Source organism: Olivibacter sp. EAT-5 (assembly GCF_044784325.1).
Taxonomy (GTDB): domain Bacteria; phylum Bacteroidota; class Bacteroidia; order Sphingobacteriales; family Sphingobacteriaceae; genus Olivibacter; species Olivibacter oleidegradans.
On record NZ_CP173028.1, the window covers coordinates 2,304,594 to 2,326,958 of the forward strand.

The window sequence follows — 22,365 nt, forward strand, 5'->3', positions numbered from 1 at the left end:
TCGGGCGGCTACGCATTAACTATGCTCCAGAGCTAACTGGAATAGGTAAATATACTGGAGAAATGGGCAGTTGGTTTGCACAAAGAGGCCATAAGGTTGCAGTTGTAACGGCAATGCCGTACTATCCAGAATGGCGGGTTCATAAGGATTATTCGAAGAGGGGTTGGCACAAAGAGATAATTGATAATGCTGAGGTTTTTAGGGTCCCTATATACGTTCCTAAAAACGTAAATTCGGTTAAACGTATTATACATGAGCTTTCTTTTATAGTAAGTGTTTTTCCTATATGGTTCACGTTCTTGTTTAAACGGAAGTATGATATTGTGGTGAATATCAATCCTCCCTTTCATTTGGGATTATATCCATTCCTTTATTCCAAGCTTAGAAATGCGAAACTTGTTACACATATACAGGATTTACAAATTGACGCAGCTAAGGATCTGCAAATGATAAAAAACAAAGCCTTATTAAACTTTATGTTTAAGTTTGAAAAAAGTCTTTTACAGCGAAGTGATATGGTGACATCGATAAGTATAGGGATGAGACGAAAGATAATTGCAAAACAAGTTCCTGAAGATAAATTTAGAATGTTTCCAAATTGGGTTGATTCAAAAGTGATAACGCCTTTATCGCAAAGAGAGTCATTGAGAATTGAGTGGGGCATACCGTTTTCAGACAAAGTTATTTTATATGCTGGAAATTTAGGAGAAAAACAAGGATTAGAATCCATAATAACTATTGCGGAACGTTTGAAAAATTTGACTAATGTTCATTTCGTGATTGTAGGTTCTGGAGCTGGAAGAGAGAAGTTGGAAGGCTTAGCTATCGGGAAAGGGCTTAGTAACGTCAAGTTTTTTCCGTTACAGCCATATGAAAAATTATCTGCCCTTTTGGCCTCTGCTGATTTGCACTTAGTATTGCAAAAAAAGTCTGCAAGCGATCTTGTGATGCCCTCAAAGCTAACAAGTATATTAGCTTCCGGTGGTTGTGCAATCGTAACGGCGATCCCGGGAAGCTCTTTATATGATGTAATCCACGAAAACACTCTTGGAATCTTGACAGAACCTGAAAATGAAGAGGCTTTGATGGCGGGCATATTAACAGCGTTAAATAGCGATTTAAAAAAATATCGAGATAATGCCAGAAATTATGCGGCAACAAATCTCGACAAGAACCAAATTTTAACAAGATTTGAAAAAGATCTTCAAGAATTAACAGATAGCAAAAAGTAGTATAGACAAACAGAATATTATATGCGTAGAAGAAATTTATGGGTTATGTCCCTTTTAGCAGCTTTTGTAATGTGTGGGTGCAGTAGTAATAAAACGATACCATACTTTAAAAATATATCGCCTTCTGAATATAGTAAGATAGCCGAAGCGCCGTACGGTGAACCAACAATTAAGCCTGATGATATTTTAGATATATCCATTCAGACCGTCGAACCATCGGCATCGGCAACCGTAAATGAAGCGGCTACAGACAACACAGTCGTTGCTCCTGGGGGGCAGCAAAGAGCCACTGGCTTTGTCGTTGATAAGAATGGAGAGGTCGAGCTTCCAATGATTGGTTTTGTGAAGCTTGGCGGCCTGACAACTTATGAGGCGCGTAATTTGATAAGAGAAAAAGCAGTGGCTTTTTTTGTCAAGCCGACGGTACAGGTTCGATTTGTGAATTTTAAAATTACGGTTATCGGAGAAGTTGCAAGACCTTCAAGCTATACAGTTCCAAATGAGAAAGTTAATATTCTTGATGCAATTGGCCTAGCTGGAGATTTAACGATTTATGGAAAAAGAGAGAATGTTTTGCTCATACGAGAGACAGCCCATGGTAAAGAGATGGTGCGCTTTAATTTAAACGACTCAAAATTGTTCACGTCTCCTTATTACTATCTAAAGCAAAATGATATCATATATGTCGAACCTAGTAAGGGAAAGATAGCGTCAGCTGATGCTTCACGATTTAGTGTGATAGCGATATTTGCCTCATTGTTGTCAACAGCGGCTTTAATAATAACAAGATTATAATTTATATTTTTTCAATGAATAATACTAACGATCTGAACTTTTGGGGCAAGGAGGGTAATACCCCGTCAACAAGTTTGAGAAACTATGCGATGCGATATTTCAAGTCATGGCCTTTGCTGGCCTTTAGCTTAATTTTATGTGTTACGATCGCTTGGTTTTATGTAAGATATATCGCAATACCGGAATACCACGTAAAGGCAAAACTTTTAATAGAGGATAACAACACATCATCCAATGGGGGCGGGGCTGAGCTTAGTATGGATTTAGGAAGCTTATTGGGTACAAAAAATAGTGTAGATAATGAAGTTGAGGTTCTAAAGACCAAATTTCTAATGGAATCATTGGTTCAAGACCTAAAGCTGAATGTAACATGGTTTAAACAGGGATCAGTTAAAGATGTGGAAATTTTTAATCCTCCTTTTTCATTCGAAATTGTCGAAAGTGTAAAGAATCCGACGAAAACTACTCTTGAATTTAGTATTACGACGGATAATAAGGCTCGATTAGAGTTTATGAGCGAAAGGTCTAAAGAGGTAAAGACTCTTGTCGTAGAAATAGGGCGAATATTTAATGTCGATGGAGTAGGGGCATGTATAATAAAAAGAGAAAGTAGTAAGGACGTCGGTCCTTCAGATACGTATACTGTTGTTATTACAGACGTTGATAATAGGGCAGCTGAGTTGCTTGGATCCCTAACAGCAAACCTAACAAGCAAACTGACAACGATTATAGATTTGCAATTAGACTATTCTGATAGGGAAAAGGGAGAATATATTTTGTCAAATTTTATAAAGGAGTATACACGACAAAATATGCAGGACAAAAGCAGGATAGCAGATAGTACGATAGCATTTATCGATAAGCGGATTTTACTAGTCAATTCTGAACTCGAGTTAATAGAACAAAATATTCAAGATTTTATGCAGGGTAAAGGACTCGCAAATATTTCTGCCCAATCTCAGTTGCTGCTTGAAAACAATAGTACATATATAAGGGAATTAACAGATATTGAGGCGAGGATGGAAGTGTTAGATGCTGTTGACGAGCTAATCAAAGATGAAAAGAAGAAAAGTCTTATTTCAGGGTCAATCTTAGGTGGACAAATGGATCAGGCGTTCAATTCATTAATATCTAGCTACAATAACCAAATTTTAGAGCGCGAGAGACTGCTGCTCTCATTTACGCCTGACAATCCGTTTGTAGTCAATGCCGACCAAAGGATTGCATCTGTTAAGTCAAATATCGCAGCATATATTAGGAATACGAGAGAATCTTTGAACACAAGTAAAAAAGAGCTTGAAAAGAGAACAGCTAGCCTGCAGGTGGGTATTAAAGATGTACCTGCACAAGAAAGAGCTTTTTTAGACTTATCTAGGCAACAGCAACTAAAGCAGGAATTATATCTTTTTCTTCTCCAGAAACGAGAAGAGACAGCAGTAGCAAATACTTCCAATATAGCGGGAATAAGAGTTATAGACCCTCCTAAGGCAGATCGGACACCATTCAGTCCTAAGAAGTCAATGATCTGGATGGCGGCATTATTTATTGCCCTTTTAATTCCGGCAGGCCGTATTTACGCTCAAGATTTACTAAATGATAAGGTGACAGGTAGAAAAGATGTCGAATTAAGAACAAAAATACCTGTGCTAGGGGAACTGGGGCATGCTATAGAAAATGTGGATTTAATTGAATTCAAATCTTCTCGATCAGCTCTTGCCGAACAGTTTAGAGCACTAAGGACGAATCTACAATTTATGTTCAAGAGTAAGCAGGACAAAGTTATTTTAGTTACATCGGGTATGCCAGGCGAGGGTAAATCGTTTACTTCCCTAAATTTGGCAAATGTTTATGCTGTTTCTGGTAAAAAAGTATTACTCCTAGAGTTTGACCTGCGGAAACCGAAATTGTCGAAAACTTATAAAAGTAAAACAGGGGTTGGGATAAGTAACTTTATTGTCGACGAAAACATGTCATTAGATGCTTTCATTACAGAAGTCGCTGAAAATCTCATGTTTGGTCCCTGTGGACCAATGCCTCCAAATCCAGCTGAATTGATATTAAATCCGAGAGTCAAGGAGATGTTAGATCTTGCTAAGGAACGGTTTGATTACGTAATTGTTGATGCTCCCCCTATAGGAGCGGTGACTGATGCTCAACTCTTGAGCGATCATTGTGATGTGACCCTATATGTTGTAAGAGCAAACCATACCCCTCAAGATTTGTTAGGTCTACCAGAAGATATGAGACGGGAAGGGAAAATGAAGAATATGGGAATAATACTCAATGATGTTAGTGAAAACAACGGTGGATATTATGGATATAACTATGGATACTATCATACAGAAGAAAAGAAGAAGACCTTTTTTCAAAATCTTTTCAATAAAAGATGATTAATGCATCTTATAAATAGTAAAATTAACGTTGTAATAAAAATTGATATATGAAAGCGTTTGTTTTTTTTTCTTGTCTTTTAGGGATTATTGGCCTCGATTTAGGATCGCTGTCTAAAAGTGAACAAGTCGAGTTTAAAAATGATTTTCGACAAAACGAAGACGTCTTGCCTTTTGATAGACCCTCTATATCCATTTTGCGAAAATCAAAAAAAAAAGTTTTTGCGCATTATTTTACTCAATTTCCTATATCAATAGACAACAAAGATCCAAAGTCTGATTACTACTCTGAGCAATATTTAAATCCACTTGGAGAAAAAGGTAAACATAAAGAATACGGTGGATATTTAAGAGCAAGGCCATTACCAAGAGCCAGTAATAGCTCGCCGAATTGGAGGGCGATAGACTTTGGTGCAGAAATTAAATTGGCCACTGATATTGGTATTGATGGATTTGCTTGTAATATTTTAAGTTTCACAGGTAGACATTGGGAGAAAACAAAAATGTTGTTTAGTGTAGCTCAAAACACCGATAGGAACTTTAAAATAATGATAATGCCTGACATGAACTCGGTAGTTGGGAAAAATCCTGATCAACTTGAAGACATAGTTTCTACACTAAGTAAATATAAGTCTGCGTATAGGTTAGAAGATGGTAGGCTGGTTGTAGCACCGTACAATGCTCAAAAAAAAACTGCCTCTTGGTGGAAAGCTTGGCTGAATAACATGCATAGAAAAGGAATTGACATTGCTTTTGTCCCAGTTTTTCAAGGGTGGGCAAAATATGCCGAAGAATTTAGCTCAATAAGTTACGGGATGTCGGACTGGGGTGTACGATCTCCGAGCAGACAAGTTACTTGGAAAGAAGTACCCAAAAGAGCAAAAAATATACTCAGCAAAGTCAAGGTACAACGGCGTAATCTCAATAGCGCCGGTTCAACGGAAGTTTGGATGATGCCAGTCGCACCACAAGATTTCAGACCTAGGGCGTATGCTTATTGGGAAGCAGATAACAGTGCGGCGTTTCGACTAATGTGGATGAACGCAATTGAGGGAGACGCAGATTGGGTTCAGCTGATTACGTGGAACGATTATGCCGAGAATACTATGATCTCGCCTAACACAGCAACTAAATACGGCTTTTATGATCTAACAGCGTTCTATGTGTCTTGGTTTAAGCTTGGCAGAATGCCTGTGATAAAGAGAGATGTTTTATACTATTTTTATCGTAATAGTACATCGAGTGCTAAACCCGAAAATAGCCTTCAGAAAAAGGTGTTTGTGCCGGCAAGAGGAAGTGACGAACCGAAAGACGAAATTGAGTTGTTAGCTTTTTTAACAAAGCCAGGCCGTTTGGAAATCGAAATCGCTGGAAAGAAATATTCCAAGGAGTTTGGTTCAGGAATTCAATCATTCAAAGTCCCTGCAGTCGAAGGCACACCGAAATTCAAGTTAATTAGAAATGGAGCAGTAGAAATTTCTTTTAACGGCGACGTAACGATCAGCAACAAAATCATTTATCAAAATTTATTGTATTTCTCTGGAAGTAATAGTCGCAAAAATATTTAATAAAGTGCAGGATTAGGGAAATTCTGACATATCTTAAAAAAAGAACAAGGTTATTTTAGTAACATAAATGAACAAATTTCTTAGCGAAAAGCTTGTAGTAATTTCCTTTATTTCAATACTATTAGTTGTTTTTTTACATGCTTATGGGCCTGATGTAACGCTTAAGTCGAATTCCGGGAGTTTGGGATTTTTCTATCTCCTTCAATTGTTTTTATCGCAAGTTATTGCAAGAATAGCGGTGCCGTCTTTCTTTTTTGTTTCTGGATACCTATTCTTTATAAACTATTACCCAAACAAGCGTTCATATATCGATAAGTTAAGAAAAAGGGTTAAGAGTATAGTATTGCCGTATTTATTGTGGTCTGTATTTAGCTTTGCCATTTTTTATGTACTCCAAAGTTTGCCACCTTTTAGTCGGTTTTTTTCAAAGGATTTACTGACATCTTATTCTTTGGAGCAGATCGTTGGTAGGATCATTTTGCGGCCAATTGCCTACCAGTTGTGGTTTTTAAAAGACTTATTTCTATTGTGTATTATATCTCCTGCACTTTATTTTCTTACAAAGAAGTCATATGGTATTTGGATCGTTATACTAGCCTTCTTTTGGTCTCTAAACTATTCTTTTTTCTATATTGTCAGAATAGAGAGTTTACTGTTCTTTTCGAGTGGAAGTCTTTTTGCGATATATTTTAAGCATGTTCTTGTTAAGACAAATGATAACTCCTTATTTACTAAAAGTATTCTATTGATATGGATAATTTTGTCAGGCTTAAATTCCTATTTTATTGGAGCAGGTACAAGTAATGAAGGAATAACTCTTTTGTACAAATTAGGTATTATTGTCGGTATGTTAAGCTTGTGGAATTTGTACGACTTGTTGTATGCCAAGAATTTGATAAAGCAATTCTCCTTTTTTTCAAATTCTTTTTTCATCTATGTCTTTCATGAGCCCGTATTAACTATGATTAAGAAGGGGCTTATGTCTGTCTTCGGGGTAACATCGATTTCAAAATTTTGCGTTTATCTCATAGCACCTGTCTCAACTATTGTGATAGGAGTATTCCTTGCTTTTTTTATTAAAAAAAAATATCCCAAAGTATATGGTTTCATCACGGGGGGTAGATAAACACAAACTATTGGAAGCGCGAAAATTGGCTTACAAACAGAGGTGCATAAACGACGTGAAGTTGTTGGTTTTGGAATAATATGTTAAGATAGTATGTAAATGATTTAGTCAGCCCCTTAATTTAAATTCGTCGGGCATACAATGGAGCTTTGGTTAATATTAAATATATAAAAAATGGCAAAAATACGAATAGATTTTTAGACGGTATCAGAGGTTATAGCGCTTTGTTTGTTGCATTTTACCACGCAATGTTGTTTACTCAATATAAGGTGCAGTATTCTCCGAACTTTGCACTTAATGTATTGCAAAAATTTACATCAGTTGGGTATATTTCTGTTTCTGTCTTTATTGTACTTTCCGGATATTGTCTTGCCATCCCAGTCGTTAGAAACAATTTGCAAATGAAAGGCGGATTTAAACGATATATTAAAAGGAGAGCTAAAAGAATTATTCCACCTTATTATTTTGCCCTTTTATTAAGCATTTTATCTATCATCTTTATTCCAACTTTACAAAAAATTAGCGGAACAGCGTGGGATTCGAAAATTCCTATCAACGCAGAAAATATTTTTGCCCATTTTTTATTGATTCATAATCTAAATAGAGATTGGCTTTATAAAATCAATGGTGCTCACTGGAGCGTAGCTACAGAATGGCATATTTATTTTCTTTTTCCTATTATGTTGTATCTTTGGAGAGAAAAGAACATTTTTGTAATGCTTTGTTTCTTCTTCCTATTAACAGCTTTCTTATACAAATTAGTGCCTTTTTCTTCTCCTCAATTTATTTTGCTATTTTTAATGGGTGTCATCGCTGCCTATTTTTCTTTCAATGAGTATCGAATACAAGTGAAGAAAATATACCTATATATTAATTTGTTGTCATTTATACCTGTGTTAATACTGGCACATTTTCATTTTCCTGCAACACCAGTGGTACAAGTTCTGTTTGGCGTTTTGTTTTCTATTTTCCTGTTTCTATTGGTGAAGTTAAGATTAGAAGGGCGACCGAGTAATCTCGATTTGGCCTTATCTTCCAAGGTTCCAACATTTCTAGGGAAAATATCATACAGTTTGTATCTTATCCATGGCCCTTTTTTAGCGCTCTCTAATTTGGTGTTATTGAAACATTATCACCTTGAATATGACCTGCAGCTTTTAGTAATGTGGTGTATTGTTGTACCAGTCATTATATTCATATCATATTTATTTTATATTTTGGTAGAAAGACATTTTTTAAACTAATATTGTCATTGAAAAATTGTAATCTTTACTGTAAAGTTTTTCTAGGACGAGACAAGTGCCAGTAATTACGGTTTAAATGATGCCATTTCAGATTGCTATTGACCATTGCGTTACGGTTCGTTTTGTGCCACTTTAGGAGATCAGGGACTACCTTGTCGCATCATATAAATACAGCGACATGGCCAACAAACTTGATCCGATGGACTTAAAACAGATAATCACCTTACATCTCGATGGGACCAGCAACCGCAGGATAGGCTCCATTTCGGGCATCTCCCGGAACGCGGTCAAACATATATAGTAGCCGCCCGACGAACTACATATTTGATTTGTCGCTAATTTGTTTATAGTTCTGCGGGTAAAGATCTTTTAGATTCTTATGGTTGATGGCGGGTATGTTGAGCAAAGTATGCTTTAGCCATTTGAAGGGGTTTACCTCATGCTTCTTGCAGATAGCGAAGAACGAGTAGATCATTGCCGATCGCTGTGCTGCCTCATGGCTACCTGCGAAGAGGTAGTTTTTCCGGCCCAGAGCAACCGGTCTTATGTATCCGTCCTATGGACTACGTGTTTGATTTGAGCATAATTTGTTTATAGTTCTGCGGATACAGATCTTTTATGTTTTTATGGTTTATTGATGCAATATTTAGCAGAGTATGCTTCAGCCATTGGAACGGATTGACTTCATGCTTTTTACATATAGCAAAGAAGGAATAGATCATAGCGGCCCGTTGTGCTGCCTGATGGCTACCTGCAAATAAGTAGTTCTTGCGACCCAGACAACAGGGTCTAAGGGCATTTTCGCATTGGTTTGTATCGATCTGCAGATTCCCATCATACAGGTAGGCTAAGAGGGCATCCCATCTGGAGTATGCGTAAGCCATTGCTTTACCGAGCTGGCTTTTGGGGAGTGTGCTTTTTATCTCCTGAAAGATCCATTTGCCCAGTTCGTTGATGATGGGCAGGGATTCTTCAAGACGCAGTTCTTTGACCTGCTCTGCGGTAAGCTGTTCTTCTTTTGCCCTTCGTTCAATCTTATAGAGCCCCTGTATCATCAGAAGTGCTTTTTCTGCCCTTGGGCGGTCATTATCCAAAGCACGCTCGAATTCCCTTCTTGTGTGTGCCCAGCAGGCCAGATGCGTAACATCTTTTTTCTGCCCATACTTTTCGTAGACCTTGTACCCATCACTCTGCAGGTAGCCTTTGAAGGTATCCAGCAGCTTCTTTGCGGCCACCTGCCCGCGCGTGGGCTGGTAGTCGAACAGCACCATACCGTCCAGCGGGGCATGGTACACCCAATACCAGCCCTGGTGGGCAGCGCCCTTTTTGTCACTGTCCAATACTTTTATTCTGGTTTCATCCACCTGCAGATATCCTTTTGACTTTATGTCAAAAACAAGCTGTTCATAAAGCGGCTGGAGTTTTATCAGGGATTCCTTTGTCCATCCTTCGATCGTTGAAGAAGCGATCTGTATGTTCTCTCTGGCGAAGATCTGTTTCTGGCGGTACAGGGGGAGATGATCGACGTATTTTCCTGTCAGTATCATCGCCAACAGGCCTGCTCCGGGGATACCTCTGTCGATGACACGCTCTGGAAGTTCGCCGATACGTACGCCATCTCCCTTTTTAGGCGTGTATTTATAGCGGATATAGCGTTTGATATAAAACTTTGCAGGCTCGCACTCCAGTTCCTCGGTGATCTCTTTTCCGATGCAGACCATTTCCGACAGGTCTCCTTCGGGATAGATCTTGATCTCTTCTACAGATAGATGTTCAGGTAACTTCGCACGTCCCTTATGCTTTGGGCGTTTGCGGGTATACTCGATCTTTTGTTTGATTTCCTCCTGTTGCTGCTCTACTGCTATAGGCTCTGCCTCAAACGGGAGTGCAGTCTGGTTGGGATCGCCTTCAAAGCGTTCGCGCTTCTGGCCGAACTGCATACGCCTGTACATGGCAAGCTGGGACTCCAGATATTCGATCTTTTCGTCTTTTACAGATGATTCCCGGGACAGCGATTCCCGGTCTTCGGAAAGCGACGATATCTGTAGGGTCTGGGTGGAAACAAGCTCCAAAAGCTCCTCTTTTGATAGATTTTCCAGCGCTGTTTCCATACCCTAAAGATACGGTTTTAGCTGCGTTCCTGCAATCAGAAAAGCTGTTTTTGTGGCAATGAATAGCGTTTTTTCTGTATGCATTTTACAACCTGGACGCCCTCGATGAGCAATACCAGATCGCTCCATGACAGTTCACCTTTTTTAAGTGAGGATGTACCAAAAGTACCCTGCTCCAGCCGTTTGTAATAAAGGACAAAGCCGCCGTGTTCCCAGTGCAGAAGTTTGATATGGGTACGGCTACGGTTCAAAAACACAAATACCTCACCGCTGGTCGGCTGCCGATTCATCACCGAAATCACCAGCCCGCAGAGTCCGTCAAATGATTTGCGCATGTCGCAATGCCCATCGTAGAGGTAGAACCGGTGAGAGGACCCCAATGAAAACATATCAGTAAAGACGGATCAGCCGGGAAAGTAAACCAAGATCGGTATCTACCTTGATCCGCACCCCATTGGGATAGATAACTTCAACTTCGCTTTTCTTGACGGACTTTTCCATTGCTACAAAGCGACCGCTGCACGTGTCGTTTTCTTTGCTGCGCGAAAACCAGTAATAAAACGTAGCTTCATTGATACCTTTCTCCAAACAGTAAGCCTTCTTACTTTTCCCGCTCTGCTGCCAATCTGCTATCACCGATAGCATCTGCGATCTTTTTTCTTCTTTGCTCATACAGCAAAGCTAGAAACAACATAACACTATTCATAGACGTGGACCATAGGGTGGATACATAATAACTGTTGTTATAATAATCTTCATCTCCCGATTTAGTGGGTTTTGACCATTCTTCGCCCGCTTGGTTTTTCGTATATAAGAACTCAACTAAGATCTTCTTCCATTGAAAGCCTTTATGAATGTCGTCTTGATATAATCGGTTCGTCAGGGTGATGCCATTTAAGCCGTCGCGGATATTAGCGAGCCTGGAAAGGGCTCCTACATCGTAGATGTTTTGCCGATAAACCAATAGGCTGACTTTATCAAAATCATATTGGAAGCCAAGGTCTACCGAACCAAGTTGATTACCTATTTTCGTATAACCCGTTCCCCCACCAAAGCGGTAAGTCTTGCCAATCAAAACGTGATAAAAAGTTTCGATAGGCGACAAGCCAAAATAATTACCATAAATTGCTTTCTCATTTCCCCAATAGGCTTCGTGGTTAATGCCTAAAAAGACTTTAGTGCGCCATTCCGATTTGCCGATACGGCCGTATAAGGAGGCTTGATGGAAATAAGTAGGAACGCCGTCTTGAATGTAAGGATGGTTGGGGTCGGCAAATTGCTCTTTTCGAAAAGGCATGCGTCCCACCCACCCGTGTGCAATATTTCCTTTAACAGCGAACAAGCCATCAAATATCGGTAAGGTATAATATTTCGGAATAGAGATCGCTACTTTCGGGATACCGAGTGCATTGCCGGATACGGCAAAATTACCGGAGCTTAGCGTGGTGTCGCCATTTAAGCCCATTACGTCTTTCGTACGACCGGCTTTTAACTCAAACATGGCTAAACGTATTTTTGCATAGGCTTCCAATAAGATAAACTGGCCCCGGTTGCCACCATTTACCCGACCCTCGAAACCAGCTCCCCAGTCGAAGAATTTGCCACCCTTTTGGTAATTACTTTCATAATGCTTAGTCCCACCGACGATAAAACTACCGGAAGCGCCGTCTAAGGGGCCCGACCCAAACTGGTTAGATCTTAACCAAAAGGGAACATGGTTCTTGGAGGTAACGCCTGCTTGCGCTTCCAATTTAAAATGATAAAGTGAATCTTGTGCAAAAAGCGAAAAAATGGCTAGAGAAAAGGTAAAAGTGAGTAAGAAAGGCTTCAATATCATCGTAAATGGCTGTTATGTGTAAATAACATTATAATAACGTGATAATATTTTAAATGTTTTACGTGAAATGTTAATGAAATATTATTTTTTTGTCTATTTTTTTGAGTATATGTTTTGTAAATGTGTATAAAATTCACATTTTGTGAATTTATTTCCTCATTTCATGTGTATAAATGAGAATAAATGATGATTTATAAATTGAAAAATGTGTATTGTTAACGACGGTTGTAAAATTGCTGCTGACTACTCGCTGTTACCAACTCACAACACTAGTGAACAAGGGAACCTGTTAGTAGGGAGCCTGGCATTCCACTATTAACTACTCCCTGTTACCTGCTCACAACTCCTTAGTGAACAAGGGAACCTGTTAGTAGGGAGCTTGGCATTTCCCTTATTAACCACTCCCTATTCCCTATTCACAACTCACAACTCCTCAGTGAACAAGGGAACCTGTTAGTAGGGAGCTTGGCATTTCCCTTATTAACCACTCCCTGTTACCTATTCCCTATTCACAACTCACAACTCCTCAGTGAACAAGGGAACCTGGCAGTAGGGAGCCCGGCATTTCCCCTATTAACTACTCCCTGTTACCTATTCACAACACTAGTGAACAAGGGAACTTGGCATAACGCTATCACCCGACACGTCAAAGGTTACCTTTTTTCCTTGTTTAACCCTTGTTGATAATAGTTATGGAAGGCATTCCTTAAGGCTGCATCTTTTTTGCTGGATTTTGGCTGGTATGAAATATATGAAGGATGTATACAAGCTGCTCTTTTGGGAGATATTCATACACAATGACAAAGGGGAAGGTAGAAACAACATATTGACGATAGGATCGGATTTTTATAGGAAATAGTTCGGGATTGTTATCTACGGTTGTTATTGCTGCCTCAACTTGATCAAGGAATCGTTCACCTAATCCCTCTTGTTGTTCTTCATACCAATCAAAAGAATCTTGCAACTCTTTTTCGGCAACTGAGGATATAATAACTGTGTTAGGCATGGTTTAGGTAATCCTCGTTCCTTATTTCAGCAAACGTTGTTTTACCTCGGCAAAAGAAACACCTTTATCCTTGCCTGACTTCAAGTCTTTCGAGCGCTTGTCCAATTCTTTTACCAAAAGCTCATCCTCCCACCAACTGTAAGTGCTGTTATCCGTATTGATGGAATAATTCAGTCCCAATTTATCCAGTAGCGCTCTTACTTTCCGCTCTGCTCCTTGGTCATCTATATTTACGGTCAGTGTCGTCATCACTTTTGTGTATGCTAACAAAGATACGGCTTAAAGTGCAATTACAATAAAAAAATGGAGACATTTTTCAGTATTTAGATTAGGGTGATTTAGATTTTATCGCCCACAACCGGCCACTCTTAGTGAACAAGGGAACCTGTTAGTAGGGAGCCTGGCATTTTCACTATGTCATGTCCTAAAAAAAGTAAACCCTATTAACTACTCCCTGTTACCTACTAACTACTCCCTAAATAGTGAACCTGTTAGTAGGGCGTCTGGCATTTCCACTATTAACTACTCCCTGTTGCCTACTCACAACTCCTCAAGGCCGTAAACTATAAGCAGTAAGCTTTAAGGTACAAGGTTTAAATAACCAATAACTAATAACCAACAACCAACAACCAATAACTAACAACCAATAACCAATAACCAACAACCAATAACCAACAACTAAAACCTAACAAATAATTTTTACCTTTACCATTATGCGCAAGATAAAACACATATTAACGGTCTTATTGATAGGATTAGCCCCATTATCTGCGGTGTATGGGCAAACAGTTGTTGGCGATACCTTACGGATATTAGCTATTGGTAACAGTTTTTCTGAAGATGCGGTAGAGCAGTACCTGCATGAATTGGCTGATGCCGCCGGGAAAAAGATTATAATCGGAAACTTATATATCGGCGGTGCACCGCTATCACTCCATTGGAAAAATATACAGGAGAACAAAAACGCCTATCGCTACAGAAAGATCGATGCTGACGGCCTTAAATCAACCCACGAGAAAACAAGCATCCTTATGGCCTTGCAAAGCGAACCTTGGGACTATGTCTCTCTCCAACAGGCGAGTCCTTTATCGGGCAAATTTGACAGCTATGTAAAACCACTTACGGCTATCAAGCACTTCTTAGATAGTGTGAATGGGCCTAACGTAAAATATATATGGCATCAAACCTGGGCTTATGCTCCTCATTCGACGCATGCGGGCTTTGCTAACTATGGGAAAAATCAGGAAGTGATGTATCGGGCAATTATGAAAGCGTCCGCAGAAGCCAAGAAGAAGTTCGGTTTTGATCTGCTGGTACCGTCCGGAACGGCCATTCAAAATGCCCGGACAACGTTCTTGGGCGAAGATCTCACTAGGGACGGTTATCATTTGAATCTGCACATAGGTCGATTTATTGCTGCTTGTACCTGGTTTGAGTCATTCTTTGACGAAGAAGCCCCAACTGATCGTTATCGTCCTGAAAAAGTGACACAGGAAGAAGCAGAAGTGGCTAAGCAAGCGGCACATGCAGCGGTAAAAAGGCCATTTAAGGTCACGAAACTGAAAGTTAAGGCACTTGGACAGGAAATTGCTAAGTAGGGATAAGTTTTAAGTTATATGTTGTAAGTTTTAAGTAAGGGTCTGCGTTACTGCCATCCTACTGCAACCCTTTTAGGGGGTAGAGTATAAGCTGGTTCCATTTGAGAGTGACGTATTATAGAAAAGGCGATGAAGGTGTAGCTATATTAATCTCTTTTTCTAACGTTATTTACCAGCTTTCAATCTGTACATCTTGGATCTCTTTAAAATGTTTGTCTTTGGTTATTAGTGTAAGGTTGTGTTGTTTGGCAATACTAGCTATCCAGATATCATTTTCGGGAATAGGTTTTCCTTTTTTCAGGAGCGCCGCCTTAATAACAGCGTAAGCATCTGCGGTATCAATATCACCGCGTATAACATTACATTTACTTAGGAAGCTTCTAATTTGGGATAAATGTTTCTTCGGATTGGATGATCTGTAGGCTCCTAGGAGTAACTCTGCCAAAACCACGTGCGGAATATCGACTTTTTCCCTGTCGCTTAGTTTCTTAATAACTATCGGATTTCCTTTGAACAGTTCAATGACTATATTTGTATCTAGTAATAAATTATTTCCAGTCATCGGGATTTATAGTTTCACAAGACTCCTCTATAGCCTTTTCAATTTCCTCAGCCTCTTCTTTGGTCCATATGCCGGAAAACTCACTAAATGCAGATTCAGTTCGATTTTGTTTTTTTGCTTTTACTTTGTTCTTCTTCAGAAAGTCCTCGAGCGCCGATAGCGTAGCCTCGTTTTTTATTTTAAGCACTTCTTTAATAACATGTAACTTCCTAGCCTCGGATAGCATAAATAACCTCCTTCTGCCACCATTTATTTGTAGCTTAATTACAAAAATACAAAAACCATCTTAAATTGAAGAACGTAGCAGAAAGGACATGATATAAAGTTATATAATATTACAAAAGGGTACCCTTGTCTAAACCAAGCTACTTACACGTATGATGAAACGAAGAATTAAGACAGCATAACGATAAAAAAAATAAAAATAATTTTGTACTAATTGGTAAAGTATTTATATTTGCAGAGTCAAAAGGAAAATAAGATGGCAGGAAGACCAAAAATATACGATGAAGAAGCGGTGCTGGATAAGGCGATTGGGGTCTTTTGGGAAAAGGGCTATGAGAACGCTTCGGCCGACGATTTGCTGAAAGCGATGGGTATTGGAAAGGGGAGTTTTTACTTCGCCTTTAAAGGAGGGAAACAGGAACTCTTTGAAAAATCGATGAAGCGCGTAGCCGATCAATATTTCCGGGATTTCCGTAAGGCGGTGATGAGCTGTGAAAATCCCGTTCAATTGATCAGGGAGTTTTTCTTCTCGTTGGCGGGTGCCGAGTCGCCGGTTGGAGAACGCGGCTGTTATTTTGGTAACGCCCTGGTGCAGATCAGTGAGAGCGATGCCGGATTGAAAACAGTTGCGGCTGAAAGCCTTGGTTTGTTAGAATCTATTTTTCAGGAAGCTATGGTGAGAGGAAAAGAACTGGGATTATTAAAAAGCAGCTATGAGCCGGCCTTGCTTGCAACTTACCTGATCAATTTATGGAATGGCTTTAATGTTACCAAACGCATGGTCACTGATCCGGAAAAACGGCTCGCATTGATGAAAATGAATTTGGAACCGATTCAATAAAAAAATTTAATTAAAACTGTACTAAATAGTACAAAACAACTAGATTAAAATTAATATTCACCTCAAAAATCAAACAAAAATGAAACGCAAAGCAACAGCCGTATGGAACGGCGACATCAAATCAGGAGCAGGTCATTTAACTACCCAAAGCACCACCTTAAACAAAACACAGTACTCGTTCAATAGCCGGTTCGCCGAGGGCGTAGGTACCAATCCGGAAGAATTGTTAGCAGCAGCACATGCCGGATGTTTTACCATGAAGCTCGACCTGGATCTTACCCAAGCAGGTTATACCGTGGACGAACTGGAAACTACTTCTACCATTACACTTGACAATGGCAAGATTACGCTGTCGGAACTAAACCTGCAGGCAAAAGTACCGGGAATCACAGAGGAAGAATTCCAAAAAATAGCCAAAAACGCAGAACAGACCTGCCCGGTAAGTGGAGCTTTTAGTTTCGAAATTAAACTGAATGCAACGCTGATAGCTTAAAATTAGGGAAAAGCCTCCTGTAGATAATAAGGAGGCTTTTTTAAAGCTTTATTTTGTACTGAATAGTAAACAATTAATTTAAAAAAATAGACAAATGAAAACATTAAAAACAATGATCGTATTGACTGTGGCAGCTATAGTCTCTTTCAATGAAGCAAAAGCACAATCTCCCCTTGCAGATCAGGATCTACGGATCGATCCGCAGATCCGTACTTTTTTAAAGGCCTTGAATAACAGCGGAGGAAAGCCCGTAGAAGCACATTCACCGGCGGATGCGAGACTGATTTTAGTGGGTGCTCAAAAATCTGTGGATGTAGATTATTCGGGCATTGAAGAATCGGAAAGAATAATTAGTCAGGATGGTTATGATGTGAAGATTCATGTAGTTAGACCCGAAGGAGCGTCCGGCAAACTACCGGTATTTATGTTTTTCCATGGAGGTGGATGGGTTTTGGGCGATTATCCTACACACCGTCGTTTAGTGCGCGATTTGGTTGTGAAAAGCGGAGCAGTGGCCGTTTTTCCGGACTATACCCCTTCACCGGAGGCGCATTACCCGGTGGCGATTAATCAAGCTTATGCCGCAACTAAATGGGTGGCAGCGCATGGTGATGAAATCAATGTAGACGCTACTCGACTAGCAGTGGTTGGTAACAGTGTTGGCGGTAACATGGCTGCCGTGGTTTCCTTGATGGCCAAAGACAAGCAAGGACCGAAGATCCGGCAGCAGGTATTGCTGTGGCCGGTAACCGATGCTGATTTTAGTCGCTCTACGTATAAAAAATTTGGTAAAGATCGATTTCTGACGACCTCGCTAATGAAATGGATGTGGGACAATTATACGACAGATCCTAAAGAAAGAGCGGAAAAATATGCAGCACCCATTCAGGCCAGTCTGGAAGAGTTAAAAGGTTTGCCTCCTGCTTTGGTACAAACTGCGGAAAATGACATATTAAGGGACGAAGGAGAAGCCTATGCCCGCAAGATGAGCGAAGCAGGCGTACCCGTTACCTTGACTCGCGTACAAGGAATGATCCATGATTACGGCTTGCTCAATCCCATTGCTCACGTGCCGGCTGTACAGAGTGCGTTGCTACAAGCGGCAGCGGTGTTGAAAGAATCGCTTAAATAAAGTTCTCGTGAACGAAGTGTACTCAAAAATGGAGTCACTTCGTTTTTTGTAAGATTATGAAGCATTAAGTAGGTTTATTTGTTTGTTAATTATAAAATATCTTTAACATTGTTAGCAGTTTATCATTGTTTTGTATATTCTTCCAATTTACCGATAGAAATATAGAAAATTATTCGCCTTCTTGTTATCAACAAGATTTACAAAAGCAGGGTTGATGTTACTTATTTGTTTGTTTAGTAAGAAATCCCTATTTTAGAGTATACCAAACCTCCATAATTATGATTAATTCTATACGTAACGAAATCTATCAATCCATTAAAAGCAAACTTCCTGGCTTTTGGCTAAGGTTGGCAGGCGCTACGGTGTTTTTTTTTAGTTTTTATTTTAGTGTTATCATGGATGCGTACCCCGATCGGGAAAATATACTGGTTGTGCTATCCTGCTATTTGGCCTATCTCGTCTTAACGGAGTGTACAAACAGCTATTTTATCCAGCACATAGATGAAATGATTACTAAGTTGCCACAAAGCACCGTTACACAATTGAAGTCCATCTATCCTTTATTAATTGCGGGTTTTTTGCTCTCCTCCGCTTTCTTTATATATTCCCTTCTGGCTATTCCTACAAAATTGTTATTCGTAGACCCTTTACCCATGTTCAGTGGCGCGGCGTGGGTGCTTATCATATATTATTATTACAGCTACATACTCAATCGGCACAGTTCCGCATTCGCTTTTTTGACAACAGATGACAAAGGCAAAGCAAAACTGTTAAACATTCCTTCCATTATTTTGGCTAAAGTCCACGATTTTAATGAGAATGTCACAATAGTTTATGATGTAAAAGGTGATTATTATCTTGTAGAGGGAAATCAGTTGCAAACAATGTTGGATTCCTATTTCGGCTATAAATTCGAAAAAAAAGACAGAGGATCGTTGATTTCAAAAGACTTTTGGAAAGATAAAAATAAACCGCTATCAAAACGTTTTTACCTGTTACGCGTGCGAGGTGGCCTATTTGAGATTGGTTTATCAGCGTTTAGGTCAGTTGTACGTGAAGGTGGGTTGTATACGGTAATGGCGCAATCAGACATATTTTTTATGCCTGCCTCGGAACAAATTGACGTCTTATTTCCCGCTGATCAATTTGAAGTGGAGGACGATTGGGCGGGACCAATAGGGCAGGATCGAGTAGCTATATCGCGACAGACCTATGAATTGCTTAAAAAGTATATCATATCTTCCTCGCTAAATTAAGTATTGTCCACGGTCGTTGTCTTGTAGGAAAAAGCGTATATTTGTGTACTGTTTTGGTACGCAAAAAAGAATAGAGCTATAGGCCACCCCAAGCCATTAGGTCAGGACAAAACAAATGAATGGTCAAGAAAAATAACGGACAGGCACCGCCTCGTATATGTTATCGAAGAAAAGAAGATACTAATCTGGTTGTGATAACCCTGAGTCTGAATCTAAATGAGTCAAGATAAACAGCAAGCGAATCGGTATGATAAGATTTTCCGTGAGAACATGGAAGCGGTTTTAGCGGGGATTGTCAAACATCTCTTAAACTGGATATTGTTGAGGTATCGATTGACGTCGTTCAGAAAGTCCGTGCCGATCTAACTGAGAAAAAGAATTTAACGATTCTTACATTTATGACATAGTGAGGCCGCTTCTTATTAACGAGCGGTTTTCTATTATCAAGCTACACTTCTGTAGCATAGTAGGTTATGCAATAGGCACACGAAAGGGTTCGTTCGCCAACGAGGGGCTTGAATTCGTAGATTATATCTCTCCTCATCAACCAGGAAGTTTCAATCATCCAAAAGGAATAAATGGCAGGCAGTTTTCAACCAAAAGTGATATGGTTTCTTCAATAGGTAAATCTGCAAAATGGTTTGGTAATTCAAGTTACCAAAAAATCAACGGAGCGGAATGGGGAATACAAAGGGAAAGTAATGATAGCAAATTGGGTGGGCATGAAGTTGGGTCGTGGCTGAATAACATAATCGATTATTGGAAAAACCAAGGAATTCAAGTTAATGTGATTGAATGATGAAAAAGTTAATGTCAGCATTACTGATAGCAGGATTGTTCGTTTCGTGTCAACGGAATGTATACTTTAGCGGTTTTGAAAAATCTTTTCTAGCGGTTTATAAAGAAGGGGATACCTTAATATTTGAATCGAATAAAGGAGAAAGAGATACTTCCTATATTTTAAGGAAGGATATCGGCTATACCGAATGGAATCCTTTGACCCATAGCGGAAAGTATAGAATTTTATATGGCGAAATAGAAGAGGCCAATGGAACTTTACCAAATGGCGAACTTGACGGAAGAAAATTTGTTTCATTAATAAAAAAAAATCCAGATTCCGTTTCTCTATTCATAGCTTATAATAACATTATTATGATGCAGCGTTTTAAAAATTTTAATATTGAATCTCTGGATAAATATAAGCTTGCTAATGGTATTTATCGGTTTAGAATATTACATACAAAGGATAATGTCAATACGGAGGAACATCTGTATTGGCATTTAAAATACGGACTGATAAAATTTGTTACAAAAGAAGGAGTAATATGGCGTCGCATTAATCTAAATGGATGAGATCTATAGATATCTTAGGTAAGGTCTTTAAAAGGAGTAATATTCCCAATACTGTTTTTTATTTACTGGGTTGTTTTGTGTTGATCTATTTTTATGGTTTCGGGGTTTTTTGGAAAGTAGTTCTGTTTGTTTTAGGAATATTTGCTCTATCTGGTTTGTTGACAGATGTTTATCTGCTGATTAAAAGGAAAATATCTGTTTCGGATAGATCTTTATATATAGATGTTGGATTGTCATTGGTGTTACTTTTCCTGGCTGTTTTTTTTTTACCAACTCAAGTCTTGATATATGTTGCTTGTCTGAGTTTAATCGTAAATCTTACAGTCTGGTTTTGGCAGGGAAAGTGATATCGATTTGAGTTAACTTCGATACTATGAATAATCTAAGTGCCAAAGCTTGATCGCAAGATCGGGCTTTGGTATTTATTGTACATATTCTATAATTGGAGGTTCAACATTTAGTGCTGGTAAAACAACGGAATACATAATTGAAGAAGATATGCCGTGGATATTTATCCGAATCTTCTTTTTCATATATATCAAAAAACTTCAACGCTATATCTTCCGGAGAATCTTGAACGTAAAGCGTATTAGACATAAAATAAAGATGGAATAAAGGCATTAAAAGTAAACGTTTCATAAAATGTTTGTTGTCCTACAATTTGAGTTGATATAGTAGTAAATTCCAGTAATCCAGGATTACGCTGTAGCACAACCTTTTTAAGCAGTTATTGGATTAATCTGTATCTGTCCACCAACAGCCTTTAATACCTTCATGATTGTTCCAAATTGAGGTTTCGCGCCATCGGATAATGCTTTATATAAACTTGGTCTGCTTAGTCCAGTTTCTTCTGCGATTTTAGTCATGCCTATCGCTTTTGCTATATGTCCAATTGCAGCTATTATTTCAGAATCATTACCATCTTCCAAAACTGTATTAAGGTATTCAGCAATCATCTCATTACTGTCTAAATAATCTGCTATATCAAATTTTGATGTTTCCATTTTTTTATCTTTTTAGTTTATTCGAAATTACTCGCCGCTTTTTAGTTTTTTAATGGTATTCGTGATTTGCTTCGCTAATTCTTTCGCTTTTTGAATATCCTTTTGCTGAGAGGATTTATCTCCTCCGGTTAATAACAAAATGATTTTCCCGTCAGCTTCTTTAAAATAGATTCTATACCCTTTTGCATAGTTAATTCTCAATTCACTAATCCCATCACCCACGGGTTTGCAATCTCCGAAGTGTTCTTCGGTTTCTAATTTTTGGATTCGGAACAATATTTTAGCCTTTGCTCTCAAATCTTTCAATTTTCTAAACCATTTGTCAAATTCTATCGTCTTTTCAATAAAGTACATCTATTGCATGTATTCATTTGGATACAAAATTAATTAAAAAAATAGAATTCCACGATTTTATTGAAGGACTATTTTTTTTACACATATTGGCAAACGCCCAATAGTTTGGTGACCAATTCCATGCCGAATCCGAGAGGTCGCTTTGCTTTGACAAGTGGCGTTGCCAACCATAAAATACCGCTATCATAACCCGCTGAAAATATTATCTTTGGGGAGAAGAAGCGTTCTTTGATAGCAG

The 22,365-nt window shown here is 38.9% G+C and carries 25 protein-coding genes and 1 pseudogene; 15 read left to right on the top strand and 11 right to left on the bottom strand.

The features are described from left to right. Positions 1-14 precede the first annotated feature (14 nt). From ACH11B_RS09505 to ACH11B_RS09530, 6 genes are all read left to right on the top strand, one after another. Entirely contained in the window at positions 15-1,232 is a 1,218-nt protein-coding gene (locus ACH11B_RS09505; RefSeq protein WP_377612062.1) for a WcaI family glycosyltransferase, read from the top strand. Positions 1,233-1,253: 21 nt separating this feature from the next. Continuing rightward, positions 1,254-2,027: a polysaccharide biosynthesis/export family protein gene (locus ACH11B_RS09510; protein WP_377612052.1), complete on the top strand. Its 774-nt coding sequence runs from the start codon at positions 1,254-1,256 to the stop codon at positions 2,025-2,027. 14 nt (positions 2,028-2,041) lie between these two features. After that, positions 2,042-4,417, top strand: coding sequence for a GumC family protein (locus ACH11B_RS09515; protein WP_377612054.1), 2,376 nt, complete (start codon positions 2,042-2,044; stop codon positions 4,415-4,417). Positions 4,418-4,467: 50 nt separating this feature from the next. After that, entirely contained in the window at positions 4,468-5,985 is a 1,518-nt protein-coding gene (locus tag ACH11B_RS09520; RefSeq protein ID WP_377612056.1) for a glycoside hydrolase family 71 protein, read from the top strand. Positions 5,986-6,052: 67 nt separating this feature from the next. Further along, positions 6,053-7,111 (top strand): acyltransferase family protein, encoded by a 1,059-nt coding sequence (locus tag ACH11B_RS09525; RefSeq protein ID WP_377612058.1) that lies wholly within the window; start codon positions 6,053-6,055, stop codon positions 7,109-7,111. Positions 7,112-7,260: 149 nt separating this feature from the next. Further along, a complete protein-coding gene (locus tag ACH11B_RS09530) occupies positions 7,261-8,355 on the top strand; it encodes an acyltransferase family protein (protein WP_377612060.1) in 1,095 nt (364 codons plus the stop codon). 316 nt (positions 8,356-8,671) lie between these two features. On the opposite strand, the pseudogene ACH11B_RS09535 reads toward ACH11B_RS09530, so the two are convergent. The 7 genes and pseudogenes from ACH11B_RS09535 to ACH11B_RS09565 all read right to left on the bottom strand — a co-directional run. Then, positions 8,672-8,902, bottom strand: a pseudogene (locus ACH11B_RS09535) (IS66 family transposase); the annotation flags it as partial. Positions 8,903-8,918: 16 nt separating this feature from the next. Then, positions 8,919-10,466, bottom strand: coding sequence for an IS66 family transposase (tnpC, locus tag ACH11B_RS09540; RefSeq protein ID WP_134089258.1), 1,548 nt, complete (start codon positions 10,464-10,466; stop codon positions 8,919-8,921). A gap of 35 nt (positions 10,467-10,501) precedes the next feature. After that, positions 10,502-10,855: an IS66 family insertion sequence element accessory protein TnpB gene (gene tnpB / locus ACH11B_RS09545; RefSeq protein ID WP_013668143.1), complete on the bottom strand. Its 354-nt coding sequence runs from the start codon at positions 10,853-10,855 to the stop codon at positions 10,502-10,504. A 1-nt stretch (position 10,856) separates the two neighbouring features. After that, positions 10,857-11,111, bottom strand: coding sequence for an IS66 family insertion sequence element accessory protein TnpA (tnpA, locus tag ACH11B_RS09550; protein ID WP_013663484.1), 255 nt, complete (start codon positions 11,109-11,111; stop codon positions 10,857-10,859). Further along, positions 11,068-12,303 carry a hypothetical protein gene (locus ACH11B_RS09555; RefSeq protein WP_404274014.1) on the bottom strand — a complete coding sequence of 412 codons (1,236 nt, stop codon included), beginning with the start codon at positions 12,301-12,303 and terminating at the stop codon, positions 11,068-11,070. Before ACH11B_RS09555 ends, tnpA begins: the two co-directional genes overlap by 44 nt. Before the next feature lie 706 nt (positions 12,304-13,009). Further along, on the bottom strand, positions 13,010-13,309 hold the full coding sequence (locus ACH11B_RS09560) for a type II toxin-antitoxin system RelE/ParE family toxin (RefSeq protein ID WP_377613648.1): 300 nt from the start codon (positions 13,307-13,309) through the stop codon (positions 13,010-13,012). A 21-nt stretch (positions 13,310-13,330) separates the two neighbouring features. Beyond that, positions 13,331-13,558, bottom strand: coding sequence for a hypothetical protein (locus tag ACH11B_RS09565; protein ID WP_377613647.1), 228 nt, complete (start codon positions 13,556-13,558; stop codon positions 13,331-13,333). Positions 13,559-14,022: 464 nt separating this feature from the next. On the opposite strand from ACH11B_RS09565, the gene ACH11B_RS09570 reads away from it, so the two are divergent. Continuing rightward, positions 14,023-14,907, top strand: coding sequence for a DUF4886 domain-containing protein (locus ACH11B_RS09570; RefSeq protein ID WP_377613646.1), 885 nt, complete (start codon positions 14,023-14,025; stop codon positions 14,905-14,907). Positions 14,908-15,076: 169 nt separating this feature from the next. On the opposite strand, the gene ACH11B_RS09575 is transcribed toward ACH11B_RS09570, so the two are convergent. Next, on the bottom strand, positions 15,077-15,469 hold the full coding sequence (locus tag ACH11B_RS09575; RefSeq protein ID WP_013665126.1) for a type II toxin-antitoxin system VapC family toxin: 393 nt from the start codon (positions 15,467-15,469) through the stop codon (positions 15,077-15,079). Continuing rightward, entirely contained in the window at positions 15,456-15,656 is a 201-nt protein-coding gene (locus ACH11B_RS09580) for a hypothetical protein (RefSeq protein WP_404274015.1), read from the bottom strand. Before ACH11B_RS09580 ends, ACH11B_RS09575 begins: the two co-directional genes overlap by 14 nt. Positions 15,657-15,950: 294 nt before the next feature. Between ACH11B_RS09580 and ACH11B_RS09585 the strand changes: the two genes are divergently transcribed. The 8 genes from ACH11B_RS09585 (at position 15,951) to ACH11B_RS09620 (ending at position 20,769) form a co-directional block, all read left to right on the top strand. Beyond that, a complete protein-coding gene (locus tag ACH11B_RS09585; RefSeq protein WP_041387222.1) occupies positions 15,951-16,535 on the top strand; it encodes a TetR/AcrR family transcriptional regulator in 585 nt (194 codons plus the stop codon). Positions 16,536-16,614: 79 nt separating this feature from the next. Continuing rightward, complete coding sequence (locus tag ACH11B_RS09590) at positions 16,615-17,028, top strand: OsmC family peroxiredoxin (protein ID WP_013665129.1); 414 nt, start codon at positions 16,615-16,617, stop codon at positions 17,026-17,028. 94 nt (positions 17,029-17,122) lie between these two features. Next, a complete protein-coding gene (locus ACH11B_RS09595) occupies positions 17,123-18,160 on the top strand; it encodes an alpha/beta hydrolase (RefSeq protein WP_377613643.1) in 1,038 nt (345 codons plus the stop codon). Between the two features lie 278 nt (positions 18,161-18,438). Beyond that, on the top strand, positions 18,439-19,416 hold the full coding sequence (locus tag ACH11B_RS09600) for a hypothetical protein (protein WP_377613642.1): 978 nt from the start codon (positions 18,439-18,441) through the stop codon (positions 19,414-19,416). Between the two features lie 78 nt (positions 19,417-19,494). Then, a complete protein-coding gene (locus ACH11B_RS09605) occupies positions 19,495-19,611 on the top strand; it encodes a type II toxin-antitoxin system YoeB family toxin (RefSeq protein WP_404274032.1) in 117 nt (38 codons plus the stop codon). Between the two features lie 21 nt (positions 19,612-19,632). Continuing rightward, positions 19,633-19,782, top strand: coding sequence for a hypothetical protein (locus ACH11B_RS09610; protein ID WP_377613641.1), 150 nt, complete (start codon positions 19,633-19,635; stop codon positions 19,780-19,782). Positions 19,783-19,822: 40 nt separating this feature from the next. After that, positions 19,823-20,215 (top strand): hypothetical protein, encoded by a 393-nt coding sequence (locus ACH11B_RS09615; protein WP_377613640.1) that lies wholly within the window; start codon positions 19,823-19,825, stop codon positions 20,213-20,215. Beyond that, complete coding sequence (locus ACH11B_RS09620; protein ID WP_404274016.1) at positions 20,212-20,769, top strand: hypothetical protein; 558 nt, start codon at positions 20,212-20,214, stop codon at positions 20,767-20,769. Before ACH11B_RS09615 ends, ACH11B_RS09620 begins: the two co-directional genes overlap by 4 nt. A gap of 719 nt (positions 20,770-21,488) precedes the next feature. On the opposite strand, the gene ACH11B_RS09625 is transcribed toward ACH11B_RS09620, so the two are convergent. Next, positions 21,489-21,773 carry an addiction module antidote protein gene (locus tag ACH11B_RS09625; RefSeq protein ID WP_377613638.1) on the bottom strand — a complete coding sequence of 95 codons (285 nt, stop codon included), beginning with the start codon at positions 21,771-21,773 and terminating at the stop codon, positions 21,489-21,491. 27 nt (positions 21,774-21,800) lie between these two features. Continuing rightward, positions 21,801-22,127 carry a type II toxin-antitoxin system RelE/ParE family toxin gene (locus ACH11B_RS09630; RefSeq protein ID WP_377613637.1) on the bottom strand — a complete coding sequence of 109 codons (327 nt, stop codon included), beginning with the start codon at positions 22,125-22,127 and terminating at the stop codon, positions 21,801-21,803. Positions 22,128-22,365 lie beyond the last annotated feature (238 nt).

Bases quoted from the DNA above. Each gene is read 5' to 3' on its own strand.
- ACH11B_RS09570 (WP_377613646.1), top strand. From the start codon at position 14,023: ATGCGCAAGATAAAACACATATTAACGGTCTTATTGATAGGATTAGCC.
- ACH11B_RS09565 (WP_377613647.1), bottom strand. From the start codon at position 13,558: ATGACGACACTGACCGTAAATATAGATGACCAAGGAGCAGAGCGGAAA.
- ACH11B_RS09510 (WP_377612052.1), top strand. From the start codon at position 1,254: ATGCGTAGAAGAAATTTATGGGTTATGTCCCTTTTAGCAGCTTTTGTA.
- tnpA (WP_013663484.1), bottom strand. From the start codon at position 11,111: ATGCTATCGGTGATAGCAGATTGGCAGCAGAGCGGGAAAAGTAAGAAG.
- ACH11B_RS09595 (WP_377613643.1), top strand. From the start codon at position 17,123: ATGAAAACATTAAAAACAATGATCGTATTGACTGTGGCAGCTATAGTC.
- ACH11B_RS09515 (WP_377612054.1), top strand. From the start codon at position 2,042: ATGAATAATACTAACGATCTGAACTTTTGGGGCAAGGAGGGTAATACC.
- ACH11B_RS09600 (WP_377613642.1), top strand. From the start codon at position 18,439: ATGATTAATTCTATACGTAACGAAATCTATCAATCCATTAAAAGCAAA.
- tnpB (WP_013668143.1), bottom strand. From the start codon at position 10,855: ATGTTTTCATTGGGGTCCTCTCACCGGTTCTACCTCTACGATGGGCAT.
- ACH11B_RS09630 (WP_377613637.1), bottom strand. From the start codon at position 22,127: ATGTACTTTATTGAAAAGACGATAGAATTTGACAAATGGTTTAGAAAA.
- ACH11B_RS09525 (WP_377612058.1), top strand. From the start codon at position 6,053: ATGAACAAATTTCTTAGCGAAAAGCTTGTAGTAATTTCCTTTATTTCA.
- ACH11B_RS09590 (WP_013665129.1), top strand. From the start codon at position 16,615: ATGAAACGCAAAGCAACAGCCGTATGGAACGGCGACATCAAATCAGGA.
- ACH11B_RS09555 (WP_404274014.1), bottom strand. From the start codon at position 12,303: ATGATATTGAAGCCTTTCTTACTCACTTTTACCTTTTCTCTAGCCATT.
- ACH11B_RS09620 (WP_404274016.1), top strand. From the start codon at position 20,212: ATGATGAAAAAGTTAATGTCAGCATTACTGATAGCAGGATTGTTCGTT.
- ACH11B_RS09610 (WP_377613641.1), top strand. From the start codon at position 19,633: ATGAGTCAAGATAAACAGCAAGCGAATCGGTATGATAAGATTTTCCGT.
- ACH11B_RS09585 (WP_041387222.1), top strand. From the start codon at position 15,951: ATGGCAGGAAGACCAAAAATATACGATGAAGAAGCGGTGCTGGATAAG.
- ACH11B_RS09520 (WP_377612056.1), top strand. From the start codon at position 4,468: ATGAAAGCGTTTGTTTTTTTTTCTTGTCTTTTAGGGATTATTGGCCTC.
- ACH11B_RS09625 (WP_377613638.1), bottom strand. From the start codon at position 21,773: ATGGAAACATCAAAATTTGATATAGCAGATTATTTAGACAGTAATGAG.
- ACH11B_RS09575 (WP_013665126.1), bottom strand. From the start codon at position 15,469: ATGACTGGAAATAATTTATTACTAGATACAAATATAGTCATTGAACTG.
- ACH11B_RS09560 (WP_377613648.1), bottom strand. From the start codon at position 13,309: ATGCCTAACACAGTTATTATATCCTCAGTTGCCGAAAAAGAGTTGCAA.
- tnpC (WP_134089258.1), bottom strand. From the start codon at position 10,466: ATGGAAACAGCGCTGGAAAATCTATCAAAAGAGGAGCTTTTGGAGCTT.